This window comes from Nitrospira sp. (assembly GCA_030653545.1).
Taxonomy (GTDB): domain Bacteria; phylum Nitrospirota; class Nitrospiria; order Nitrospirales; family Nitrospiraceae; genus Nitrospira_D.
Genome location: JAURZE010000005.1, coordinates 254,339 through 275,103 on the forward strand (window position 1 = coordinate 254,339; position 20,765 = coordinate 275,103).

Here is a 20,765-nt window from a genome sequence, read left to right on the forward strand (position 1 = left end):
GTGTCCTATACGGGCATGGTGGCGGTGTTGAGTCGTTCCATCAGCAACTGGACCTCTGCAACATGGAGAAACGGAGATTGGCCGGGTTGGGCGTCCAGGATGGTGCGGATTTCACGCAGTCGCAGGAACGCGCGGCGAAACTCTTCGCCCTTGGCCAGTTCAGAGGATTGAGCGGCAGAGAGCTTGTCGTACTCCGTTCCGATATCGCGGAAGTCTCGCTGCAAAGTCTTGTGCATGGAACAGGATTCGCAATACCACTTCGGACTTTGGTCGGAAGAGGGCGACAGCCGATCGTAAGGGCGACCGAAAAAGTCTTTTCCCAGTGAATACTTAATCACCGGCCCGGAAGAAGCCTGACAGGCATGACACGATCCGGTCGACAGGTCCATTGCGTGCCTCCACGATAAGATGAGCGGGAAAGTATTCAACGGCGCGCGCATCTTACACCAGGGGTTTTTGGGCTGTCCAGTTGCATTGAGGGTGCATGTGTTATCAGAGATATAGGATGGTGCGAGTCCTCTTGACGACAGAGGTTGGCACCCTGGAACGCTTATGAGATGATGGCGGCATGTTCGCTCTGGCCACCAGTTGAGGATTTATTATGATTATCGGTGTTCCCAAAGAAATCAAAGACCATGAATATCGCGTCAGCCTGACGCCGGATGGGGCGTCGGCGTTGCACAAGGCTGGACATACGATCTGGGTGGAACCGTCGGCCGGGGCCGGGAGTGGATTCACCGACGAGGAGTATCGACGGGCCGGTGCGACGATCGCTTCATCCAAAGGAGAGGTGTTTGAGAAGGCGGACCTGATCGTCAAGGTCAAGGAACCGCTCTTGTCCGAGTGCCCATTGTTTCGTCCCGGGCAGGTTCTGTTTACCTATCTGCATCTTGCCTCCCTTCCCGAACTCACGAAGACTCTCTTGGAGACGAAGATCATCGCCATCGCCTACGAAACGACGGTGGCACGCGATGGCAGCCTCCCGATGCTGAAGCCGATGAGCGAAATTGCCGGGCGCATGTCGGTTCAAGTCGGCGCGCATTACTTAGAAAAGATTCAGGGGGGGCGCGGGGTATTGTTGGCTGGCGTACCCGGAGTTGAGCCTGGGAACGTTGTGGTGCTGGGAGCCGGCGTGGTTGGGGCTTCAGCGACCCGGATCGCGGTCGGGTTGGGCGCGCAGGTCACGGTGATTAATCTGGATGTGGACCGGCTGCGCTATCTGGACGACTTGTACCAGGGGCGTATTGTCACGCGTGCGGTGAATGAGGCGGCGGTCGAACAGGCGGTGTGCGAGGCTGACCTGGTGATCGGCGCGGTGCTCGTTCCGGGGGCCAAAGCGCCCAGGCTGGTCTCGCGGGCTTTGCTGGCGCGCATGAAGCCGGGAGCGGTCGTCGTAGATGTGTCAGTCGATCAAGGCGGCTGTTTCGAGACCACCAAGGCCACGACACATTCGGATCCCGTCTATCTTGTCGATGGCGTGCTGCACTACTGTGTGGCCAACATGCCGGGCATCGTCCCGCGGACCTCGACGTTCGCGCTCACGAATGCCACCTTGCCGTATCTGCTTCGTCTGGCTTCAGACGGCGTCGATCGGGCCGTGCAATCCGATCCAGGATTAGCCAAGGGTGTCAACCTAAAAAACGGTCAAATCACTTGCCCTGGAGTTGCTGAAGCACATGGCTTGCGTTTTACCCCCATCTTGTAAGACAATCCGGTTCCCGTTTTTATGAGTCGCCTCGTCGGGGCGTAGCGCAGCCCGGTAGCGCACTGCGTTCGGGACGCAGGGGTCGAAGGTTCAAATCCTTTCGCCCCGACCAAACCGCACTTCGTTCGGCCCGCGTGCTCTTTGTCGATGTATTGTAATTGACGCACGCGGATAAAGACCTCCAGCAGCGTTAGGTGTTGATTCTCTCCCGCCCCGGAGCCTCCTCCTTCATCGAGGCGACGGGCGGGTTACCCAAGCTTCCTGTTCAATTCACCCATTACGTCGTGCGAGTCGGCCTCTCTTGATCGGTGCATCACCGTGATGGGCCGGACACACAACCGTCATGATTTTTCTCGCGTATGGTCTGCGCGGAAGTCACAGGCACAATGTTCCCGCGCGCGCGGCTGAATCCGCGACGGGCCGGCTCTGGTTGTGTGTTCGTAGGCTCGCGTAGATTTGCAAAACGCGTGACGGGTCTGAGGAGGTGTGAGAGTATTCCACCGTGTTGCGCAATCTGTTGGGGTTCGCAAGGTTGACTCGAGTATGACATCTCAGGTGCGCGCTCACATTGTGGTGAATGGTCGTGTGCAGGGAGTCGGATACCGGGCCTTTGCTGCCCGAGTGGCCGCGCAGCGCAAACTGGTCGGGGGTGTGCGTAACCTCGACGATGGTCGAGTCGAGTTGGATGTCGAAGGGCCGCGCGAGGCGATCGACGCGCTGCTCACTGAGCTTGGCGTTGGACCTCCGGCCGCACGGGTTACGGCGGTGACGGTGGAATGGAATCCGGGAACCGAACGATTTACCGAGTTCCAAATCTGGTACTAGCGAACCGAGTCAAAGGATACCGACCGATATGAGTCGACAGGACGAGGAGCTTCAGGATATGAGTGAAGCCCGACGACAGTCGGCCGATGAGATCGAGGGGATTGAAGTGGACGGTCCGCCTGACCGCGAGGAGAAGTCCTCGAATCGGTCTGAAGGACTGGACACGCTCAAGAGCTATCTGCGCGAAGTGCGTCGCTCGACGCTGCTCAATTTCAAACAGGAACAGGAATTAGGGAAGCGGGTGCAGGCCGGCGATGAGCAGGCCCGGCAGATCATGATCGAGTCCAATCTCCGCCTGGTGATCAGCATCGGCAAGCGGTACATCAATCGAGGCTTTCCTTTTTCGGATATCGTCGAGGAAGGCAATCTTGGACTGATCAAAGCGGTTGAGAAGTTCAACTATAAGCGCGGGTTCCGTTTCAGTACCTACGCGTCCTGGTGGATCCGCCAATACATTGAACGGGCCATCATCAATCAGGGCAAGCTCGTGCGGTTGCCGGTCCATGTGGTCGAGCGGCTGAACCGGTATATGGGGAAGGTTGAGCAACTGGTACAGGAGCTTGGCCGGGAACCGCTGCCGCACGAAGTGGCGAAGAAGATGAAGACCAACGAGGAGGAGATCCTCGACCTGAAGCAGTTGACCCGGACGACCTGTTCGCTGGATAGCCCCATTAATGATCGCACGGATACCTTCCTGCGCGATGTCATCGAAGATCCCATGTGCATGTCTCCGGACGACACGGCGGATGGGATCCGGCGTCGCACAGAACTGATGAGTTGGGTCAAGGAGTTGCCTGAAAAAGAGCAAACTGTTATTGTGTCGCGGTTTGGGCTCGACGGTGATGAGTCTAAGACGCTGGAAGAGATAGGCCGGGCGATGGGGTTAACCCGCGAGCGGGTCCGCCAGATCGAAACAACGGCCTTAGTCCGGCTTCGGGGCACGATCGAGCGAAAGACCATGACGCAGGCCGACCTGCTTTAGTTCCGGAGACCGCCATCAACTATCAAGCCCTCATTCGCGAAGTGCCGGATTTCCCCAAGCCCGGTATTCTCTTTTACGACATTACGACATTGCTGAAGGACGCAGCGGCGTTTCGCAAGCTGAGCGACGACCTCACCGCACGATACCAAGATGCACGGATCGATAAGGTGGTGGCCATCGAGTCGCGCGGGTTTATCTTCGGCGGCGTGCTGGCGGAGCGGCTGAAGGCCGGGTTTGTGCCGGTTCGCAAACCGGGGAAATTGCCGGCCGATTGCTTCGAGGTGAAGTATAGCCTTGAATATGGATCGAACACCTTGGCGATTCATCGGGATGCCATCGGAATGGGAGAGCGGGTGCTGATCGTAGACGATCTCCTCGCCACGGGTGGAACGGCCGAGGCCACTATCAGTTTGGTCCGCCAACTCGGAGGAGAAGTCGTGGGCCTCGACTTTCTGGTCGAGCTCAAGGGGCTTAAGGGAAGAGACAAACTCGCTGGCTATCCTGTGCATTCGACGATCCTCTATTCCTAGGGCCCTCCCGGTTAGTGACCACCAGCCCTTGTCAAAGCCTACATGCCGTGATATAGATGCCGGACTTTTTTTGGGGGACTCTCTACCCAAGGAGCATTATTCTATGGCTACCAAAGTGCCTGCGAAAAAGAAGACGGAAGCAAAGAAGACCAAGCCGGCCCCTGCGGTTGAGTCCAAGAAGGCTGCTCCTGCTGTCGTCGTGACGGCAAAGGCAGCTCCTGCACAGATTATTATTGAGGCGATGCGTCCCAAAGAATCGGCGAAAGACCGGGATGCCCGTGAACGCCGCCAAGAAACATTGCATCAGATGTTGATGGGCAAGCGCCAGGAGATCATCCGCGAGATCGAAGGCAACCTGGGGCAGTCATTGACCGAGGATCAGCAGCGTCGCCTGGAGTCGGCCCGTGATGTCGGTGACCAGGCGTTGATGGATCTTGATCGCGAACTCGGCATCTCCCTCATGGAGATGCGCAATCGTCGTCGGCAAGCCATCGATGAGTCGCTCAATCGCTTGCGTGACGGCACCTATGGCATGTGCGCCGAGTGCGGTATCGAGATCAGCGAGAAGCGGCTTCAGGCCGTGCCGTTCGCCAAGCTTTGTGTCGAGTGTCAATCCAAAGCCGAGTTGTTGGAAAAGATTGAAAAGGAAGAAGATCGCGATTGATCGCCCCCTTCCTTCCGCGCCCCGTCATGTGCTGAGCCGCGTCCCTCTTTCTTTGCGGTGCTGCATGCAATCTCATGCCGGGGCTGAGATCTCCTGGGTCCCCTCCATTCATGCCGCATGATGCAACATCCCAGCGCCGTGCCGTTGTCCTCCTGAGTGGGGGGCTGGATTCGACGGTCACGGTCGCCGTGGCCAGGCAGGAGGGGTACGAGCTCTTTTTGCTGACCGTCGCCTATCGCCAACGACATGCGGTCGAGATCGAACAAGCCAAACAGGTGGCGGCTGCATTCGGCATCCACAACCATCTGGTCGTGGAGGTGGATCTCCGAGCCCTCGGCGGATCGGCGCTGACCGGAAATCTGGTCGTTCCCAAGGATCGTCGGGAGCAGGAGCGGGCGCAGGGTATTCCGGTCACCTATGTCCCTGCCAGAAACCTGATCTTCTTATCCCTGGCTGCCGCCCATGCCGAAGTCGTGGGAGCATCGGCTATTTATTTCGGAGCCAATGTGCTGGATTACTCAGGCTATCCCGATTGCCGTCCGGAATTCATCCACGCATTCGAACAGGCCGTGGCGGCCGGCACGAAGAGCGGGGTCGAGGGGGCGCGCCTGGAAGTCCGTGCTCCTTTGTTGACGTTGTCCAAGTCGGAGATCATTCAACTGGGCATGAGACTCCAGGCCCCGCTCCAGCTGACGCATAGCTGCTATGATCCGATCGGATCGCTGGCCTGTGGCCGGTGTGATAGCTGTCTTATTCGTCGACAAGGATTTGCCCAGGCGGGAGTTGAGGATCCGGTCGCATATGCGGTACGGTAGACTCCAACGGAAAGAGGGTTGTGATGTCTCCTGAAGAATTTTTCATGTATCTCACCATCGGCTTGATCGTCCTCGTCCCGGTCGGTGCACGGGTGTATCGTCGGATTACGCTGGCGAAGACGCAGGCGATGCTGCAAGAACAATTCGGGCAGCCGTCCCGGCCACCCGATCAATCCACTCCGAAGGGGTAAGTCGTCGATGAAGATCTCACGGGCGTGCGGCATGGCGGTCCTCTTCTGTGTTGTGGGTGTCGCTCCGGCCTGCAGTCAGGGCGAGTCCGCACCCAAGGCGGCGGTGAATGCAGTGGTTCCCGCGGAGGTGCAGCCGGGAGAGGGAAAATTTAAAGCCAACTGTGCTGCCTGCCATGGGGGCGGTGGAGTCGGGACAAGTCAGGGCCCCCCGCTGGTCCATAAAATTTATGAACCGAACCATCATGGCGATGCCGCGTTTCAGCGAGCGGCTGCGAACGGAGTGAAGGCTCACCACTGGGAATTCGGGAATATGCCCAAGATCGACGGAGTGACTCCTGACGATGTCGATCAGATCATCAAGTATGTGCGCTGGTTGCAGAAACAAGCCGGTATTTTCTAGCGGCTTTTGCGACATCCCCTCTTCTGTCGTCAGTTCTCCTCGACTCGTGACGTAGCCTCTTTCCCTGGTTTGACAATCCGTCAAAGCGCTTCGTAAGGTATTGCCATGAGATTGGTTCGCCGCTGATAGGCGCCGGCTATTCACCCATCACCGTCTGCGATGGAGACGGGGCTAACCGAGGAGGGGCGTATGAGGAGAGACGCGAGCAGTTTGTGTGGAGTCGTACTGGCATTCGGATGGATGGCCTTAGGGACCGGGTGTGTGGCTATCGAGGCAGGTCACGAAGGGGTATTGGTCGAACAGCCATTTTTCTTCGGCCATGGCGGCGTCGATCCGGTGCCCACCAAGACGGGCCGCGTGGTCGTGGCTCCCACCACGAAAGTCGTCGATGTCGATATCCGGCCGATTCAGTACTCCGAGCACTTCGATATTATCTCGGCAGAAAATGCGCCGGTCTCGTTCGATGCGTTCCTGATCGCGAATGTCATCGAGGGAAAATCGCCGGAGCTGATCAGCAAGTACGGCCCCAATTGGTATGCGAATAATGCGAAGGAAGCCTTTCGCACTTTCGTGCGCGAAGAAGTGCAGAGGTATCCCCTCTTCCAGCTGACGACCGATCCCACCACCAGGCAGAAGTTGCAGGATGCGATCGCCAAAGAAGTGCAGACTAAGCTGATCGAGAAGCAGGGCATCCCGGTTCGGCTGAATCGCGTGGTCGTCGGAAGCATTCTGCCGCCCAAAGGCGTGGTGGAGCAGACGACGCAGACCATTATCCAGGAACAGCGCAAGATCACGATGGTGGAATTTCAGAAAGCGGAAGAGTCCCGTGAAAAAGCCGAAAAGCAGCGCGGCATCGCCGACCGGGCCTACCGCGAATCGTTGGGGCTGACTGCGCCAGAGTTTGTGGATTTGCGTCGCATCGAAGTGCAGAAAGAAATCGTGCAGCATTCGCCGGCAGCCCTGACCGTCATCATGGGCTTAGAGCGCATCGGCATCAACATGCCGCCGCCGGCAGCGGGCCAGTAGGCGACAGACTCTTTCTTCTGACCGGGGCGCGCGTGGGCTATCGAAATGCCTGCTCGCGCCCTTGTTGTTTGAGCATTAAACGGTAGGGGTTACTAGCACCAAATTAAGGCAGCAACATACTAGACTCACCAGCCGAGGGGATGTAAGGTGACCCTCAAGACGGTTCGAGGAAGTCGTGTATACAGCTTATGGCGATGAGAGTGCCGACGAGACTAAGCAGAGGGTATTTGCCCTTTCTGGACTTTTTGGCAGCAAACCTGACTGGGATGCACTCAGGGAGAAATGGCGAGCCCGCACCGGTGGAAAGAGTTTTCATGCAACGGACTGCGATACAGATCAGGGCGACTATAAAGGCATAGAGCATGCGCAAAATAAAAAACTCTATGCCGATCTAACGCGCCTTATTGCTGACAGCAACTTAATCGGATATGTAGCAGTTATGGACCTGCAGGCCTACAGGGAGATCGTAGCGCCAGCACTGCATGAGGAACCTTACTACTACGCTTTCTATTCTGTCGTAATTACTATTGCCAAGAAAGCCTCCCTCTCTATTCCGAGAGGCCGGATTAAGTTCTTTTTTGACCGCAATCAGCAAATCGAATACAACGCTGGCGCACTCTATGACAGGATAATAAATCGTTCATTGCCATCTAGAGAATTAATGGACGATGAAATTTCATTTGTTACTAGAGAGGAAATTGGAGTCCAAGCCGCTGATCTTGTGGCACGCGAAGGCATGAAGTTGCTCGATAACGAACTCGGTCCGGTCTCTCGCCCGACTAGGCTGTCGGCCCAGGTTCTAATGGCGACCCACCGAATTAACTTTCGTTTTTATAGGCGAGCCTGGTTTATTTCGCTAGTTGAAGGCTCAAGACTATCGGAGACGGGATATTCATGGGCAGAGTATCAGAAGTGGCTGGATGAGCACGGTCTCACCCATACGGTTCCCAATAAATTGAGATATGAGGCTACACGCCAGGACCTTCAGGGTAAGGTACGGAAGCTGTTTGATGAGTTTAGGGAGGATACTTCGAACTGACGAACGGACTTACCAGCGTGGCCAGAGCAAGAGAGAATCTGGTGAACGCACTCTTCCAACTCAACGCCGCCCGCGTCAACCTCGCGCGCTCAACCGGCTCGCTAAATACGCTGCAGTAAGGAGCTGCGATGGACCGCGCAGTCCGAGACCTCCTGCGCGGAGGACTGTAGCGCATCGCTCTTGGGCCGCAAGGTTTATTCTAAGGAAGGTCTGATTAATTCCCGTTTACGCCGCGCCATCGGTTTCTGAGGGCGTTAGCACGGGTACTCAGCTGGAAATTCGCTGGGCCGGGAGCGTTTCCCGTGGGGGGCGCCCGCCGTCGGGCCGCCCAGAACCCCGTTCGCACACCCGTCCGCTAGACTCCCGCCAACAGGCGCCGCCGCACCACGTACAGATTCGCCAACCCGCAGCTGATGAACAGCCAGTGGGTATTCTTCGCCAGCCCCCGATACCGCACTTTAGCCCAGCCGAAGATTCGCTTGATCACCAAGAACGCATGCTCGACCTTCGCCCGGACTTTCGACTTCGTGCGGTTGCGGGCTCGCTCTTCCTCCGTCAGCGGCCGATGCCGATGCGCTTTGGTCTGGATGAAGCTCTGGGCCTGGGGCGCATGCTGCCGGAGGACGTCGCGTTGTCCGCTATACGCGGCATCGCCCCACACCCGCGTCTCCTGCCCATGCAGCAATTCCGGCAACATCTGACTGTCGTGCACATGGGCGGCCGTCGCCGCCACCGAATGAATCAGTTTGGTCTGGCTGTCCACGCCAATATGCGCCTTCATGCCGAAATGCCACTGGTTGCCCTTCTTGGTCTGATGCATCTCCGGATCTCGCTCCTTCTGGCGATTCTTCGTCGAACTGGGGGCACTGATAATGGTGGCATCCACGATGGTGCCGCGGCTCACCTGCAACCCCTGCTGGGTCAGATACTCCCCGATCCGGGCAAAGAGCTGTTCCCCCATCTTATGGGCCTCCAGCAGATGCCGAAACTTGCAAATCGTCGTCTCATCGGGCACCGGCTCGCGGCCCAGATCAATGCCCACGAATTGCCGCATGGCGCGTGAATCATACAGGGCTTCTTCGACGGCGGGATCCGACAGATTAAACCACTGTTGCAGGCAATGGAGGCGCAGCATGCGCTCGACGCCGACCGGCGGACGCCCGGGGCCGTCGGCTTTGGGATAGACCGGCTCGATCACCGCGACTAATTCCGCCCAGGGCACTACGCGATTCATTTCCGCGAGGAATCGCTCGCGGCGGGTGGATTTGCGATACGGCTCGAACGTGGCCTCGGCAAATGTCGCTTGCTGCATGGACGCGCCTCCAGTTCAGTGCGATATTTCTCTTAGCACATCAGGCGAGGCGAATAAATCAGACCTTCCCTAAGTTAGCCTAGGTTACTTGAGAGGGATCATGACGCTGATGGCGCCGCCGAGGTCGCCTTCTTTGCCGCCTTCTCGTGCATATCCAGAGATGTCCCGTTCGCCTTTCGGTTCCCCGTGGCAGGCCAGGCAAGATTTCTCATAGTAGAGCGGGAGCATCAAGCGAGCGCTGCGTCCTCCGTCCACCAGCTCGCTGATGATTTGGTGTTTGCTGGATCCGGACGGGGAACCTCCGAACCGTCCGAAGGCAGCCGTCTCATAGGCGTCGGGCTTGTTTTTTAGATTCCGTACCAAATGGTCGGGTGCAGTCTGCTTCATATAGATCTGGGAAAACTTTTGAAACCGGGCAGCGGTCTCGGTGCCGAAAGTTGCCGGGATGAGGCCTTTGTATCGCATCGCTGGAAGGCTGAGGACGGGTTGGTAACTTTGGATGGTTCCAATGCTGTCTTTGAGGAGTTGGGCGAGAAGCGGTTTGGCCATGACCGGGAGGGTCGTTCCTTCAAGGGCGTTGAGTGCGATTCCGGTCTGCCGCTGAAACTCAGCTTGCACTTCTTGTTCAAATAATTCCGGCGTGAATTTCTTGTCTGTCTGATTCGGAGTATTGATGAGGTCCTGGTGCTTGGCGATCGTGACCCGCCCGGAATCCAGCAGGACTGCCAGTAACCGTGCCGTTTCCAGCGCGTCGTCTTGTTGGCCTCCGAACAGGCGGGATGATAGGACGGCAAGGGTGAACAGCGCCATTGCCACGAGCAGCCGGAACCGATGCGTCTTCATGCGGTAATCATCCCTTTCCTTCCAGTCACTGATATCCGTCGGGGTGGATACCCTACCGCGTTGGGAGTGCGCCTGGCCACTCCTCAAAAGAGGGGAGTGGAAGCTGTACGAGAGCGTTTTTTTAGGTATGGGGTTTGGGTGGGTTACGGTATGGGGGCCAAGGCACGGATGTCCCGTGCCGGCAGATTGCGTGCGAGGGATGAGGCCGCTGGTGGGCCGTATGCGATGGCGCGTTGAATCGGAGCGGCGGAAGAGTGGGCCGTCGCTCCCCGGACTCTATGCTGCCATCGCCAGTGGGTAGATGAACGAGAGGGTGTCTTGCAGTTGGCTTTGGGCTTCTGTGAGCAGAGCCGGGCACTCGTCGGGATTGAACTTCGTACAGTAGAGTGAGAAGGGATCAAAGACTGGAGGCTGCTTGGCACGGATGGGGTCTAATTCAGCGTGATCGACGACGGCGCCTGCGAGGTGGACGATTGACGCATGGAGATTGTACTCCCCGGCTTCATTCGGACTCAGTTGATGGCGAATAGCCTGTTCGATCTGGCCCGGCATGCCCCAGAAGCGAATCAATTCTGCGCCGACTTCGGTGAAGTCGAAGCCGATGTTCGACTGTTCCACTTCCGCCAGCGCGGTGCCGAAGTTGCCCGCTTCGACAAGGGCCGACTGGGCCCGTTCCGGAATCGTCTGATACAGCACCAAGTGGCCGATATCCCGCAGCAGGCCTTCGATAAAGAACCGCTCGCTGTCCTCGATTCCACAGGCCTTCGCAATCTTGCCGGCCAGCAAGGCGCAGAGCACGCTCTTGCGCCAGTAGGCCGGCAGATCCATCAAGTCCGAGGTCATGCCCGAGAACGTACGTCCGATGGTAGTGGCCGCGACCAGGTCGCTGACGGCTTGCATCCCGATCAGATTCACTGCGCGGGTAATGGTATCAATCTGTTTGGGAAATCCGTAGAGCGGGCTATTGACGATGCGCAGCAGCCGGGCGGAAATCGCCGGGTCGAGCTTGAGCGCGTTGGCCAAGTCATCCATGGTCGAGGTCGAGTCGTCGACGACGTCGCGCACGCGAAAATAGATTTCAGGAAGCGTGAAGATGTTGGAGCAGGATTGGACGAGTTCTTGTGCTGACGACATTGCCGTGCACCCTCCCTACTTCATAGATGCGGGACTGGTTCGAAGAGGCTCTCGGCTATCTCTATCGGTTGTGACCCAGTCGAACTAAAGGGGGAGGCAGAATAAATCTGTGGAGGCGGGTCGGGAGGCGGCGGAAATGGCTGGTGATGCGGGCTATTTCACCAGCCAGACACGATAGGTTTTGCTGCCGGCCGGTTTGGCCGCTTTGAGGACGGCGATGGCTCCGGGATTCATGACATCATCGCCGGTTGCCGTGCGCCTGGCCGGGTAGCGCTCGGTCTTCATGAGCAAGCCCTGATCATCATAGAAATCCACCATGATATCCGCCGATTCCCGTAACCCGCCCTGATAGTGGGTGCCGAGCCAGTCCAGCCGCTTGAGGGCTTGGTATTGAATCGCAATGGCGCCCGTCGCGTCTTCCTTCACAGCAAGGATCCGCAACACACGGTTTTGGTCGATCCCTTCAGTCGGCGAAGGGCCGCTGGTGAGCTGTGTGCGAATGACGCGCGCGCTCTCGTCTGTCTGGAGATACCCATGGACTCGGCAGGAGATGGTTCGTCCCTGTTCAGATTGTTCGACGATCTGGGGGTCGTGAACATGACGATTCGCAAGGGTATACGACAGCTCACGCAAGAGGGGGGAGTCGATCACGGAGGCGGTGGATTCCCGATAGAGGGACGAGCTGATGACGGCCTGGCGCCAGGCTTCCCGGCAGGCCAGCGCTTTGGCGTCGGCGACAGACTCTGATTCGCGCGCGGCATATCGATACTCGCCGATGATTTCAAGCCGGCCGTTCGTGGCTTCCGCCGCGTGTACCGAAAGTGGAATGCCGATCAGTGCGGAGAGGAGCAGGACACCGGTGGTGGAGTGACGGACAGCCATAACGCCTCCTCTGAGGTGGACGAACGAGAAACGACTCAACCTTCGTCGTCGATACCTGTCATGCTACCACGCGAGTTGCGCACTCACAACGGTGGCCCGGTCGGGTTGGCGAGCGCTTCAAGTACCGCTTGGACGGTGAGCGGGCTGCAGCCCTCGGATCGATTATTCACGAGGACATACGAGGACCGTCCATCCCCCGCTGCTTGCGTCACAAGCGCGATGGTCTCCTCCCGCATACGCGGTTGCGGTTGCACGATGCGATCGTAGGGGGCGTAGCGTTCGACCGCTGTTTCATAGGCCAGCCCCAGCGGGGTCAGGAGTCGAAGGACGGTGAAGGGGGCGGTGAATGTGCCGGCCATTTTCTGATGTTGTTCGGACAGCGGAGGCATGGCCGTCCAGTGATTGTAGACATGGGCCACGCCGTGCGCTCGAAGCATGTCGTGATAGCGCGGGCCGAGGATGGCGGGATTTCTCACTTCGGTCGCGTAGGCGGGGCCGGGTGGCAGCTGTTCGAGAAACCGGTCGAGCTGTTGCAGAAAGACGGCTGGATCAAGGCCCCAGCGCTGAAACTCGAAGATGAAGGGGCCGAGCTTTTGGCCCAAGCCCTCCAAGGCCGGCTGCAGGACGAGGTCACGAAAGGTGCCGAGCTCAAGAAACCGCGGATTGGGCTTGCCGGCCTTCGCGCCGTATCGCGGAAGGTTGGCATAGGCGGGGACGGTGATCTCTTCCCACACTTTCTGGCAGAAGCGAAACTCGTCCGGGACTTGCTCGGCGTAGTGGGCGAGTTGCTTGACGCTGGCCGGTCGGTAAAATGAATGATCGATGCCGACGGTGGTGAAGAGGGGCGTGTCGTATATGCGATACGCGGCATATTCTGCGAGCGTGTCCTGGCTGAACCGACTTTTCGGATAGGTTCGATGGTAGACGAGTCCTTGCCAGCCTTCGTAGGCCCATGAACTCGTGCCGAAGCGGGGAACCGTCGTATCCAATGGCATTCCGAATAGTCAGAAATAGTCTACGGAAACAATAGGATAGCTTGACTTACTGATGGTCGTCACGCACACTCTCCGACATGTACGACCTGCCGGAAGCTGAACTCCTGTACCTTCTTTCCGACCGTGCCGGTATCGCCGCAGACTACCACGACATCGCCGGGACCCGCCATGTGACGACCGATGACACTCGTCGAGCCATTCTTTCGGCCATGGGGTTTCGCGTGGGTGATCGTACTGCGCTGATTGAAGAACTCACCGCCTGGGATCAACGGCCGTGGGCGCAGGGCTGCGACCCGGTGTGTGTGGTGCGGACTGGTCAGGCGCCTCGCGACTGGTCGTTGCACGTGCGTTGCGAGCCCTCGGATGACGGGCAGCTTCACGTCCATTGGATGGTGTTCGGCGAAAGTGGCGAAAAGCACGGTGAGTGGAAAGAGGGGCCGGGTCTTCCGATTCATGAAGTGCGGCTGATCCAGAATCGTCGCTATATCCGGCTGGCGTTCCCGCTACCGCTGGATCTGCCGATCGGATATTACGATGTAAAAATCTGGGTGCAGGGAGGATCGGCGACGGTCGAACTCCAGTTCCGTCTGATCGTGGCTCCGGCGCGTTGCTATGTCCCTGAATCGTTTCATGCCGGCACGCGGACGTGGGGGCTCGCCCTGCAACTGTATTCGCTGCGCAGCGAACGGAACTGGGGAGTCGGAGATTTTGGAGATTTGTCCACGCTCGTCGAGTGGGCGGGCAGGCAGTTGGGTGCCGGTGTCATCGGGTTGAACCCCTTGCACGCTCTGAAGAACACCAGGCCCTATCATATCAGTCCTTATTCGCCGAGCAGTCGGCTCTATCTCAACGAGCTCTATATCGATATTGACCGGGTGGCTGAAGCCAAGACCACGCCGGATGTGCAGAATCGCCTGGCTGATCCCGCCTTTCGCGCGCAACTCACGAAGGCCCGGACGAGCGAGTATGTGGACTACGAAGCGGTCTCGGCGCTCAAGCGGACGGTGCTGGATCTCTGCTATCGGACCTTTCTGCGTGACAACTTTGAGGGGATGGAGCCGGATCTGAAGCCGACGACGGCCCGTGGCTGGTTCTTTCATTCCTACGTTCAGCAAGAGGGGACGCCGCTGGCTGAGTACGCGCTCTTTCAGGCGCTCGAAGATGAGCGGCAATTTGTGCAGTCCCGCTCGGCCGTGTGGGCGGATTGGCCGGAAGTCTATCGCATGCCCGCGAGCGACGCGGTCGCCGAATTCAAGCGCCGGCATATGAAGCGGGTGCGGTTCTTTCAGTATGTGCAATGGGTGGCGGCTGAGCAACTGATCGCCGTGGGGTTGCAAGCGGACGAGGCCGGGATGCCGTTGGGCTTGTATCACGACCTCGCGCTGGGCAGTGATCGCTACGGTGCAGACGGATGGCGCTTCCAGGAGGTATTGGCGCATCAAGCCGATTGCGGGGCTCCACCCGACGCCTTTGCGCCGGAGGGGCAGAATTGGGGGTTGTCGCCGTCCGATCCGGTGAAGCTGCGCGCCAGCGGCTATCAGTTCTTCATCGAACTGCTCCGGACGAATCTGCGGTACGGCGGGGCGATTCGCATCGATCATGTGATGGCCTTATTCCGGCTCTTTTGGATTCCGCGCGGGATGCCGGCTTCCAAAGGGACCTATGTGCATTATCCGGCGGACGATCTCCTCGCGATTCTCGCGTTAGAGAGCATGCGGGCCAAGACGCTGGTGATCGGCGAAGATCTGGGAACGGTGCCCGATTGGGTGCGTGATCGGCTGGCCGCGGCCGGCGTGCTTTCGTATCGTGTCCTCTACTTTGAACGGAACGGGGACGGCAGTTTGAAGTCCCCCTCGGCCTATCCCGCTCAATCGCTCGGGGTCGTGACAACCCATGATTTGCCGACACTGAGCGGCTACTGGGACGGCACCGATATCGAGACGCGTGTCAGCCTGGGGCTCTGTGCGAGCGAGGAGGCTCGTCGGGGCGCGCTCGCTGAACGGCAAGTCGACAAGGCTCGGTTGCTCGCGGCGTTGAGATCCGAGGGCCTCCTGCCGAATGGCGTGTCGGACGATCCGGCACAGAGTCCGGTGATGACCGCGGATCTGATGGCGGCGCTGCATCTCTATCTCGCACGCACGCCCTCATGGGTCGTCCTCGCGAACGTGGAAGATGTGCTCGGTCAACGGGCGCAGACCAATGTGCCCGGCACCGTCGATCAGCATCCCAACTGGTCCAGGAAATTGACTGCGACCGTCGAGCAGATGGTGCAGGATTCCCGTTTCGCGTCGCTCGCCGCGCAGTTGCGTTCAGCCCGTCCACTTGTGTAAGAACGAGGGGCGCGCGCGCATCGGTCCTTCCGCCTCTTCCACCGGAGTGAGTGCTGCACGATGAAGACCCGCAATTGGCTGGTGCTGAGTATTGCCGGCGCCTGTTTCCTGACCATCGTCATTATTGAAAAGCTGGCCCCGGCAAACGTCGTCGGCGCCTACGGCTATGTGCTGCCCATTCTCCTCGTGGCAATCTTGCGCAATCGGCCGCTGATGCTGGTGACGGTGTTGGCCTGCGTGGTCGCGACCTATGCCGGGCTTCTCCAGCCGACGAAGCCGGGACGGTTTCAATCCGCCGTGATCAATCGCACGGTGGTCGTCGGCGTGTTGCTGATTGTGGCCTACATCGGCATGAGCTGGGAGGAACGGAAGGCCCGGGAAGAAGCGGCCCGCGCCGCGCTGGCCCGGCAAACGGAAAATCTGTTGCGCGCCAATGCGCAGTTGGTCGACGTGAAGGATCAGCTCAACCGATCTGAACGGCTCGCGGCCGTCGGGCAACTGGTGGCGTCGGTGGCGCATGAGGTGGGCACGCCGTTGCATTCGATCGCCTGGCACGTGCAGGCGTTGGCGGAAGAACCGACGGTCACGCCGGATATGAAGAAGCGCATCGATGTGATCGACGGGCAGCTGACGCGCGTGGTCGGCATTATTCAGGATCTCTTGTCCTCGACCCGGCAGCGGAAGCCCGATCCCACCTGGTTGCCGGTCGATCATGTCGTGACGCCCGTGGCGGCGTTGATGGAGCCGGCGTTTCAAGCGAAGGGCGTGGCGCTCCGGGTTGAGCTTGGGGACGCCTTGCCGCTGGTCTGGGCCGATGCCGAAAAGCTGCATCAAGTGTTAGTCAATCTGTTTGCCAACGCCATCGCGGCGACATCGGAGGGCGGGACCGTGACCATCAGCGCCGGGAGCCGAGCGGCCACGCCGGACGAGATCGAGGTGGGCTTGCGCGTGGGGAATGCGACGTTCATCACGATGGTCACGATCGTCGTCAGCGATACGGGCTCAGGTATGCCGGAGGAGGATCTCCAGAAAGCGTTTACGCCGTTCTTTACGACAAAGGCGATCGGGAAGGGGACCGGTCTGGGACTGTTCATTAGTCGGGAAACTATCCAGGCGCATGGCGGGACGCTCACGCTGGAAAGCGAAGTAGGGAAGGGGACGACGGTTGTGATATCGTTGCCCGGACAACGTTCAACTGCCACAGCGCTAATCTAGGGGGTGGAATGTCGGCAGCAAAGATTCTCGTAATCGACGACGATGCTGTGGCCCGCGAACTCCTGGCCGATGCCTTGAAAAAGGATGGGCATGAGGTGGAGTCCTTTTCCAACGGGACGGACGCGCTGGCTCGCGGGCAACAGACAGTGTTCGATCTCGTGCTCACGGATATTCGCATGGGGACCGTGGATGGACTGACTGTGTTGCGGGAGTTCAAGCGGTTCAGCCCGGATACCTCCATCGTTCTGCTCACGGCGTTCGGATCACTGGAAGGAGCGATCGAGGGAATCAAGCAGGGGGCCTTCGACTATCTGGCCAAGCCCTTTCGAAAGGAAGAGGTAAAGCTCGTTGTTCAGCGAGCGCTTGACCATTGCAAATTAGTGAGGGAAAACAAGCGCTTCAGAGTAGAACTGAAAGAAAAGGAGGAGTGGTCTCCATTGGTCGGAAGCAGTCCGGCCATGCTGGATGTCTATAAGCTGGTGGCTCGCGTGTCGGAGAGCCGCAGCACCGTGTTGCTCCAGGGAGAAAGCGGGACCGGGAAAGAACTGATTGCCCGGGCCATTCATGCCAATAGCCCACGGCGAGACAAGCCCTTCATTCCGGTGAATTGCGGCGCCTTGCCCGACACGCTGCTGGAGTCCGAGATGTTCGGCCATGAGAAGGGGGCCTTCACCGGTGCGGTGGGACTGAAGGCCGGCCTGTTTGAAGCGGCGACGGGTGGGACGCTGTTTCTCGATGAGATTGGCGAGCTCGGGCCGGCGCTGCAAGTGAAGCTGCTGCGAGTCATGCAGGATCAGGAGGTCCGGCGCGTGGGAGGGACCGCGTCCGTCAAAGTCGACGTCCGCATCATTGCCGCGACGAATCGCGATCTGGAGCAACTCGTTAAAGAAGACAAGTTTCGAGACGATCTGTTTTATCGCTTGAACGTGGTGCGGATAACCCTGCCTTCGCTGGTGGACCGCAAAGAAGATATCCCGATGCTGGCCCACCATTTTCTTCAGAAGTATGTCGGCGGGACGCCGTCAGGGGTGCGCGGATTTCTGCCGGACACGATGGCGTTGCTCAAGGAGTATCGGTGGCCGGGGAATGTGCGGGAGCTGGAGAACGCGGTGGAGCGCGCGGTGTCGTTGAGCCACGGCCCCTTAGTTACGCCGGACGATTTGCCGGAAAGTATCCGGACGGCTGCGCAGGTGGACGCGAAAGCCCCCGCAGCGCCTGAAGGGGATGAGGTCTGTCTGACGCTCGAAGAAGTGGAGAAGCGGCATCTGATCCGCGTGTTGAAAGAAATGAAGGGGAACAAGGTGAAGGCGGCCAAGATCCTGGGTATCGACCGCCGGACACTCTACCGGATGGCGGAACGGTTCGGACTGGATTTGGGGGACGATCCCGACGCCGGTGACAAAGAGCCGGCAGAGAAGTTATAGCAAGTGCAGGGCGTTCTTGATGAGCCGCAATTGATTGTCGGCACCTTGGGGCAACGCGCTGGGAACCTGATCCCAGCTGGTAAAGATCCCGTCTTTTCCCTCTGACCTCACTTCCAACTTGAGTGCAGTGGTCTGCTCATCAGCGGCTGTCACCGTCGCATTCACCCGGCTCTTGATCGTGCCGAAGCGCCAGCGATTGAGCCAGCTCCAGGGGCCATGCATTTCTTTCCGATAGCTGGTTTCCAACGTGGAGTCATTCTTCCAGTCGACATCGTAACCGCCGTCGGTGAGGACCTGTGTGAGGGCGGTTTTGACGGTATCGAGCGGGGCGGCCAGCCGAGTGTCGATGAGATCGGCCGGAAGGGGATGGGGTGCTCCGCTGCAACCGATCATCAGCGCTATGGTTGCGAGGAGGAGGCCTGTTCTCAGAATCATTTTGCGTTGCTTTCCAGTGTACGGTAGACGAGATGCGTATCGGTTTGTGTCACGCCTTCAATGCCATGAATCTTGCTCAGGACCAGCTGCGTCAGTGCATCCTGATCGGCCACGTCGGCGACGACAATGATGTCCGGTTTTCCCCAACAAGGATCAATGGTCTTGATCGCTTTGATCTGCCCGAGCGCTTTCACGACGCTGGATGTCAATCCGGGACTCACATTGATCATGATGTAGGCCCGGTCGGACATCAGGGACGCTCCCGCGTTTGGCGCGTGAATCGTAAAGGGAATAGCCGGTGGATCGGGCTGCGGCTCACCGTAGCGAACTCCCTGCGGCGGTGTCAATACGGACGTGGCGCGGGCCGATGAGGCAGCGGCGGATTTTGGTTTTCTTGGCATAGTTGATCGGGCCTCACTTCGGCGCGACGAGGACGTCCACAGTGAAGGCGTCGCTCACGCTGGTTAGGTCCGTTTCGAGCCGCGTCGGACTGCCGATGCGCCCCTCCGGATCGTAAATAAAGCAGAACAAGTGGACACAGGGGTGACGCGAGGCGTAGTGGGCGGCGTCGGCGGCAACCTGCTCGGCCAACTCCTTGGTGGTCAGGCCGGAGCGGGTTTTCTTGGCGACTACGGCAAGGCGATCCCGATTCAACAGCAGAGTCGTGCGCGTCGAGCCGCCGGCGTAGGGCGGCGTCCATTCGTCGGCCCCCACTTCATCGAATTCCAATTTCAGCAGCGCGCACAGCAAATCTTGCAGATCGTAGTCGTCTTCCACTTCCAGCGTCGTGCGGTAGTCCTTCCGCAAGCGGAGTTGCCGGGCTACGGCGTGAAAGCGCAGGCAGACCTTCCGGAGTGCATCGACCGGATCCGACGTGGGCTGTTCTCTGCGTGTTACGACAGTGGGCGAGGCCGGTGTCGGAGTCGGATGTGGCGATGGGACCGGAGATGGCGGTGGCGCTATGACGGATACGGCCGGTGCACTGGGTTGATCGGGCGGCTTCTGCAAGCTCTCGCTTGCGAGGAGCGGGGGCGTTGGTGGCGGCGATGCTAATGGAGAGGAGAAGGCTCCGATCTGTGGTTGAGGAGGAGCGGTGACCTGCAGCGGTGCAGTCGGTGCTGGTGCGAGGGGCGCGATAGGCTCCTGCCTGGTGGCTGGGGCCTCGGCCGCAGGTATTGATGTCGGGGCTGGTGCTGCCGGTTGTGGATCTGGAGGCATGGTGCGAAAGCGAGCCGACTCAAGATGGCTTGGCGGAATCGCCGACGTCGCTGGGTGAACCGGCGCAGGCGGTGTGAACGCAGGTGTTTGCGGGGGCGGCGCGGTTGGCTGGCTCAAATTGGTCGTGATGGCGACGGACATCGTCACCGGCGGCGTACTCCCCGGGGTGGATTGCGCCATAGTAATCTGAGCCGCCGGCGTCGTCGGTGGGACCAAGGTCATTTGCGGCGGGCCAGAGGCTGCGGGATTCTGTCCGGTTTCAGGCGCCGGCGTCGCAGGAGCAAGTCCTTGCAACTCCAGTTTCTTGCGTTCCAACGCCGTAATGAATGACTTGACCAGATGCACGCTCTGCGTCGTTTCAGCCGGAGTGGAGATTTTGAGCTTGTGGGCGCGGTGTGCCTGATATTCCGGAGAGCGCTCGCCGAACAGCCGGCGAACGGTTTCACGAATCTGCAACTCGGCTTTGGCCCGCGCGCCGTCGCGATAGGGAAACCCTTCCCGGCTGAAGTCTTCAATCGAAGTCAGAATGTTCTGAAAGGTAGCGAGGCCTTGCGCGACCTCTTCGACCGCGGCGGTCTTCGAACGTGTGCGGGGAGACTCTGCGGAGCGTGTGCGTGCCATACGATTGAACGAAGCTTAGCCCAGGGTCCGCACACTGGCAAGAAAACGAGGGATTCTCGCCGAGGAGGGATCGAACAAAATGAGATTGATGCGCGCCGGGCCGTGTATCTGTTTCGCCTTGGGCGTCGACGACTTAGCGCGCTTGTCTCGTTAAGGACGGTCAGACAATGATGCTGTCC

General features: G+C 59.1%; 22 protein-coding genes and 1 tRNA gene. 14 read left to right on the forward strand and 9 right to left on the reverse strand.

What is annotated here, in order from left to right; all coding sequences use genetic code 11:
• Nucleotides 1–5: 5 nt before the first annotated feature.
• The gene (locus Q7U39_01650) at nt 6–389 is read right to left on the reverse strand and encodes a hypothetical protein (GenBank protein ID MDO9116636.1); all 384 of its coding nucleotides are present in this window, start codon (nt 387–389) and stop codon (nt 6–8) included.
• A gap of 212 nt (nt 390–601) precedes the next feature.
• Here Q7U39_01650 and ald point away from each other — a divergent pair, with 212 nt between their 5' ends.
• From ald to Q7U39_01705, 11 genes are all read left to right on the forward strand, one after another.
• The gene (gene ald, locus Q7U39_01655) at nt 602–1,705 is read left to right on the forward strand and encodes an alanine dehydrogenase (GenBank protein MDO9116637.1); all 1,104 of its coding nucleotides are present in this window, start codon (nt 602–604) and stop codon (nt 1,703–1,705) included.
• A gap of 35 nt (nt 1,706–1,740) precedes the next feature.
• A tRNA-Pro gene (locus Q7U39_01660) sits at nt 1,741–1,817 on the forward strand.
• A 431-nt stretch (nt 1,818–2,248) separates the two neighbouring features.
• The gene (locus tag Q7U39_01665) at nt 2,249–2,530 is read left to right on the forward strand and encodes an acylphosphatase (protein MDO9116638.1); all 282 of its coding nucleotides are present in this window, start codon (nt 2,249–2,251) and stop codon (nt 2,528–2,530) included.
• A gap of 58 nt (nt 2,531–2,588) precedes the next feature.
• On the forward strand, nt 2,589–3,512 hold the full coding sequence (locus Q7U39_01670) for a sigma-70 family RNA polymerase sigma factor (GenBank protein ID MDO9116639.1): 924 nt from the start codon (nt 2,589–2,591) through the stop codon (nt 3,510–3,512).
• A gap of 14 nt (nt 3,513–3,526) precedes the next feature.
• Nucleotides 3,527–4,042 (forward strand): adenine phosphoribosyltransferase, encoded by a 516-nt coding sequence (locus Q7U39_01675; GenBank protein ID MDO9116640.1) that lies wholly within the window; start codon nt 3,527–3,529, stop codon nt 4,040–4,042.
• A gap of 103 nt (nt 4,043–4,145) precedes the next feature.
• Complete coding sequence (locus Q7U39_01680; protein ID MDO9116641.1) at nt 4,146–4,706, forward strand: TraR/DksA family transcriptional regulator; 561 nt, start codon at nt 4,146–4,148, stop codon at nt 4,704–4,706.
• A gap of 110 nt (nt 4,707–4,816) precedes the next feature.
• Nucleotides 4,817–5,521, forward strand: coding sequence for a 7-cyano-7-deazaguanine synthase QueC (queC, locus tag Q7U39_01685; GenBank protein ID MDO9116642.1), 705 nt, complete (start codon nt 4,817–4,819; stop codon nt 5,519–5,521).
• 23 nt (nt 5,522–5,544) lie between these two features.
• Nucleotides 5,545–5,712: a hypothetical protein gene (locus tag Q7U39_01690; protein MDO9116643.1), complete on the forward strand. Its 168-nt coding sequence runs from the start codon at nt 5,545–5,547 to the stop codon at nt 5,710–5,712.
• A 7-nt stretch (nt 5,713–5,719) separates the two neighbouring features.
• Nucleotides 5,720–6,112 carry a cytochrome c gene (locus Q7U39_01695; protein MDO9116644.1) on the forward strand — a complete coding sequence of 131 codons (393 nt, stop codon included), beginning with the start codon at nt 5,720–5,722 and terminating at the stop codon, nt 6,110–6,112.
• 189 nt (nt 6,113–6,301) lie between these two features.
• Nucleotides 6,302–7,138, forward strand: coding sequence for an SPFH domain-containing protein (locus tag Q7U39_01700; GenBank protein ID MDO9116645.1), 837 nt, complete (start codon nt 6,302–6,304; stop codon nt 7,136–7,138).
• Nucleotides 7,139–7,313: 175 nt separating this feature from the next.
• Nucleotides 7,314–8,177 carry a hypothetical protein gene (locus tag Q7U39_01705; GenBank protein ID MDO9116646.1) on the forward strand — a complete coding sequence of 288 codons (864 nt, stop codon included), beginning with the start codon at nt 7,314–7,316 and terminating at the stop codon, nt 8,175–8,177.
• Between the two features lie 355 nt (nt 8,178–8,532).
• On the opposite strand, the gene Q7U39_01710 is transcribed toward Q7U39_01705, so the two are convergent.
• The 5 genes from Q7U39_01710 to Q7U39_01730 form a co-directional block, all read right to left on the reverse strand.
• Complete coding sequence (locus Q7U39_01710; GenBank protein ID MDO9116647.1) at nt 8,533–9,489, reverse strand: IS5 family transposase; 957 nt, start codon at nt 9,487–9,489, stop codon at nt 8,533–8,535.
• Nucleotides 9,490–9,573: 84 nt separating this feature from the next.
• On the reverse strand, nt 9,574–10,332 hold the full coding sequence (locus Q7U39_01715; GenBank protein ID MDO9116648.1) for a DUF3365 domain-containing protein: 759 nt from the start codon (nt 10,330–10,332) through the stop codon (nt 9,574–9,576).
• Between the two features lie 276 nt (nt 10,333–10,608).
• A complete protein-coding gene (locus Q7U39_01720; protein ID MDO9116649.1) occupies nt 10,609–11,466 on the reverse strand; it encodes an HDOD domain-containing protein in 858 nt (285 codons plus the stop codon).
• Between the two features lie 153 nt (nt 11,467–11,619).
• Nucleotides 11,620–12,348, reverse strand: a complete 729-nt coding sequence (locus Q7U39_01725) for a hypothetical protein (GenBank protein ID MDO9116650.1) — start codon at nt 12,346–12,348, stop codon at nt 11,620–11,622.
• Nucleotides 12,349–12,431: 83 nt separating this feature from the next.
• Complete coding sequence (locus Q7U39_01730; GenBank protein MDO9116651.1) at nt 12,432–13,343, reverse strand: DUF72 domain-containing protein; 912 nt, start codon at nt 13,341–13,343, stop codon at nt 12,432–12,434.
• 77 nt (nt 13,344–13,420) lie between these two features.
• Between Q7U39_01730 and malQ the strand changes: the two genes are divergently transcribed.
• From malQ to Q7U39_01745, 3 genes are read left to right on the forward strand one after another with little or no spacing between them, the layout of a single operon-like run.
• Nucleotides 13,421–15,673: a 4-alpha-glucanotransferase gene (gene malQ / locus Q7U39_01735; protein MDO9116652.1), complete on the forward strand. Its 2,253-nt coding sequence runs from the start codon at nt 13,421–13,423 to the stop codon at nt 15,671–15,673.
• Between the two features lie 60 nt (nt 15,674–15,733).
• Nucleotides 15,734–16,888 (forward strand): ATP-binding protein, encoded by a 1,155-nt coding sequence (locus Q7U39_01740; GenBank protein ID MDO9116653.1) that lies wholly within the window; start codon nt 15,734–15,736, stop codon nt 16,886–16,888.
• 8 nt (nt 16,889–16,896) lie between these two features.
• A complete protein-coding gene (locus Q7U39_01745) occupies nt 16,897–18,312 on the forward strand; it encodes a sigma-54 dependent transcriptional regulator (protein MDO9116654.1) in 1,416 nt (471 codons plus the stop codon).
• On the opposite strand, the gene Q7U39_01750 is transcribed toward Q7U39_01745, so the two are convergent.
• Genes Q7U39_01750 through Q7U39_01760 form a run of 3 tightly spaced genes read right to left on the reverse strand, consistent with a single transcriptional unit; the run spans nt 18,307 to nt 20,586 of the window.
• Complete coding sequence (locus Q7U39_01750; protein ID MDO9116655.1) at nt 18,307–18,747, reverse strand: hypothetical protein; 441 nt, start codon at nt 18,745–18,747, stop codon at nt 18,307–18,309. The genes Q7U39_01745 and Q7U39_01750 overlap by 6 nt on opposite strands.
• Nucleotides 18,744–19,148, reverse strand: coding sequence for an Lrp/AsnC ligand binding domain-containing protein (locus Q7U39_01755; protein ID MDO9116656.1), 405 nt, complete (start codon nt 19,146–19,148; stop codon nt 18,744–18,746). The genes Q7U39_01750 and Q7U39_01755 overlap by 4 nt, the downstream gene beginning before the upstream one ends.
• Before the next feature lie 13 nt (nt 19,149–19,161).
• Complete coding sequence (locus Q7U39_01760) at nt 19,162–20,586, reverse strand: hypothetical protein (GenBank protein ID MDO9116657.1); 1,425 nt, start codon at nt 20,584–20,586, stop codon at nt 19,162–19,164.
• Nucleotides 20,587–20,765 lie beyond the last annotated feature (179 nt).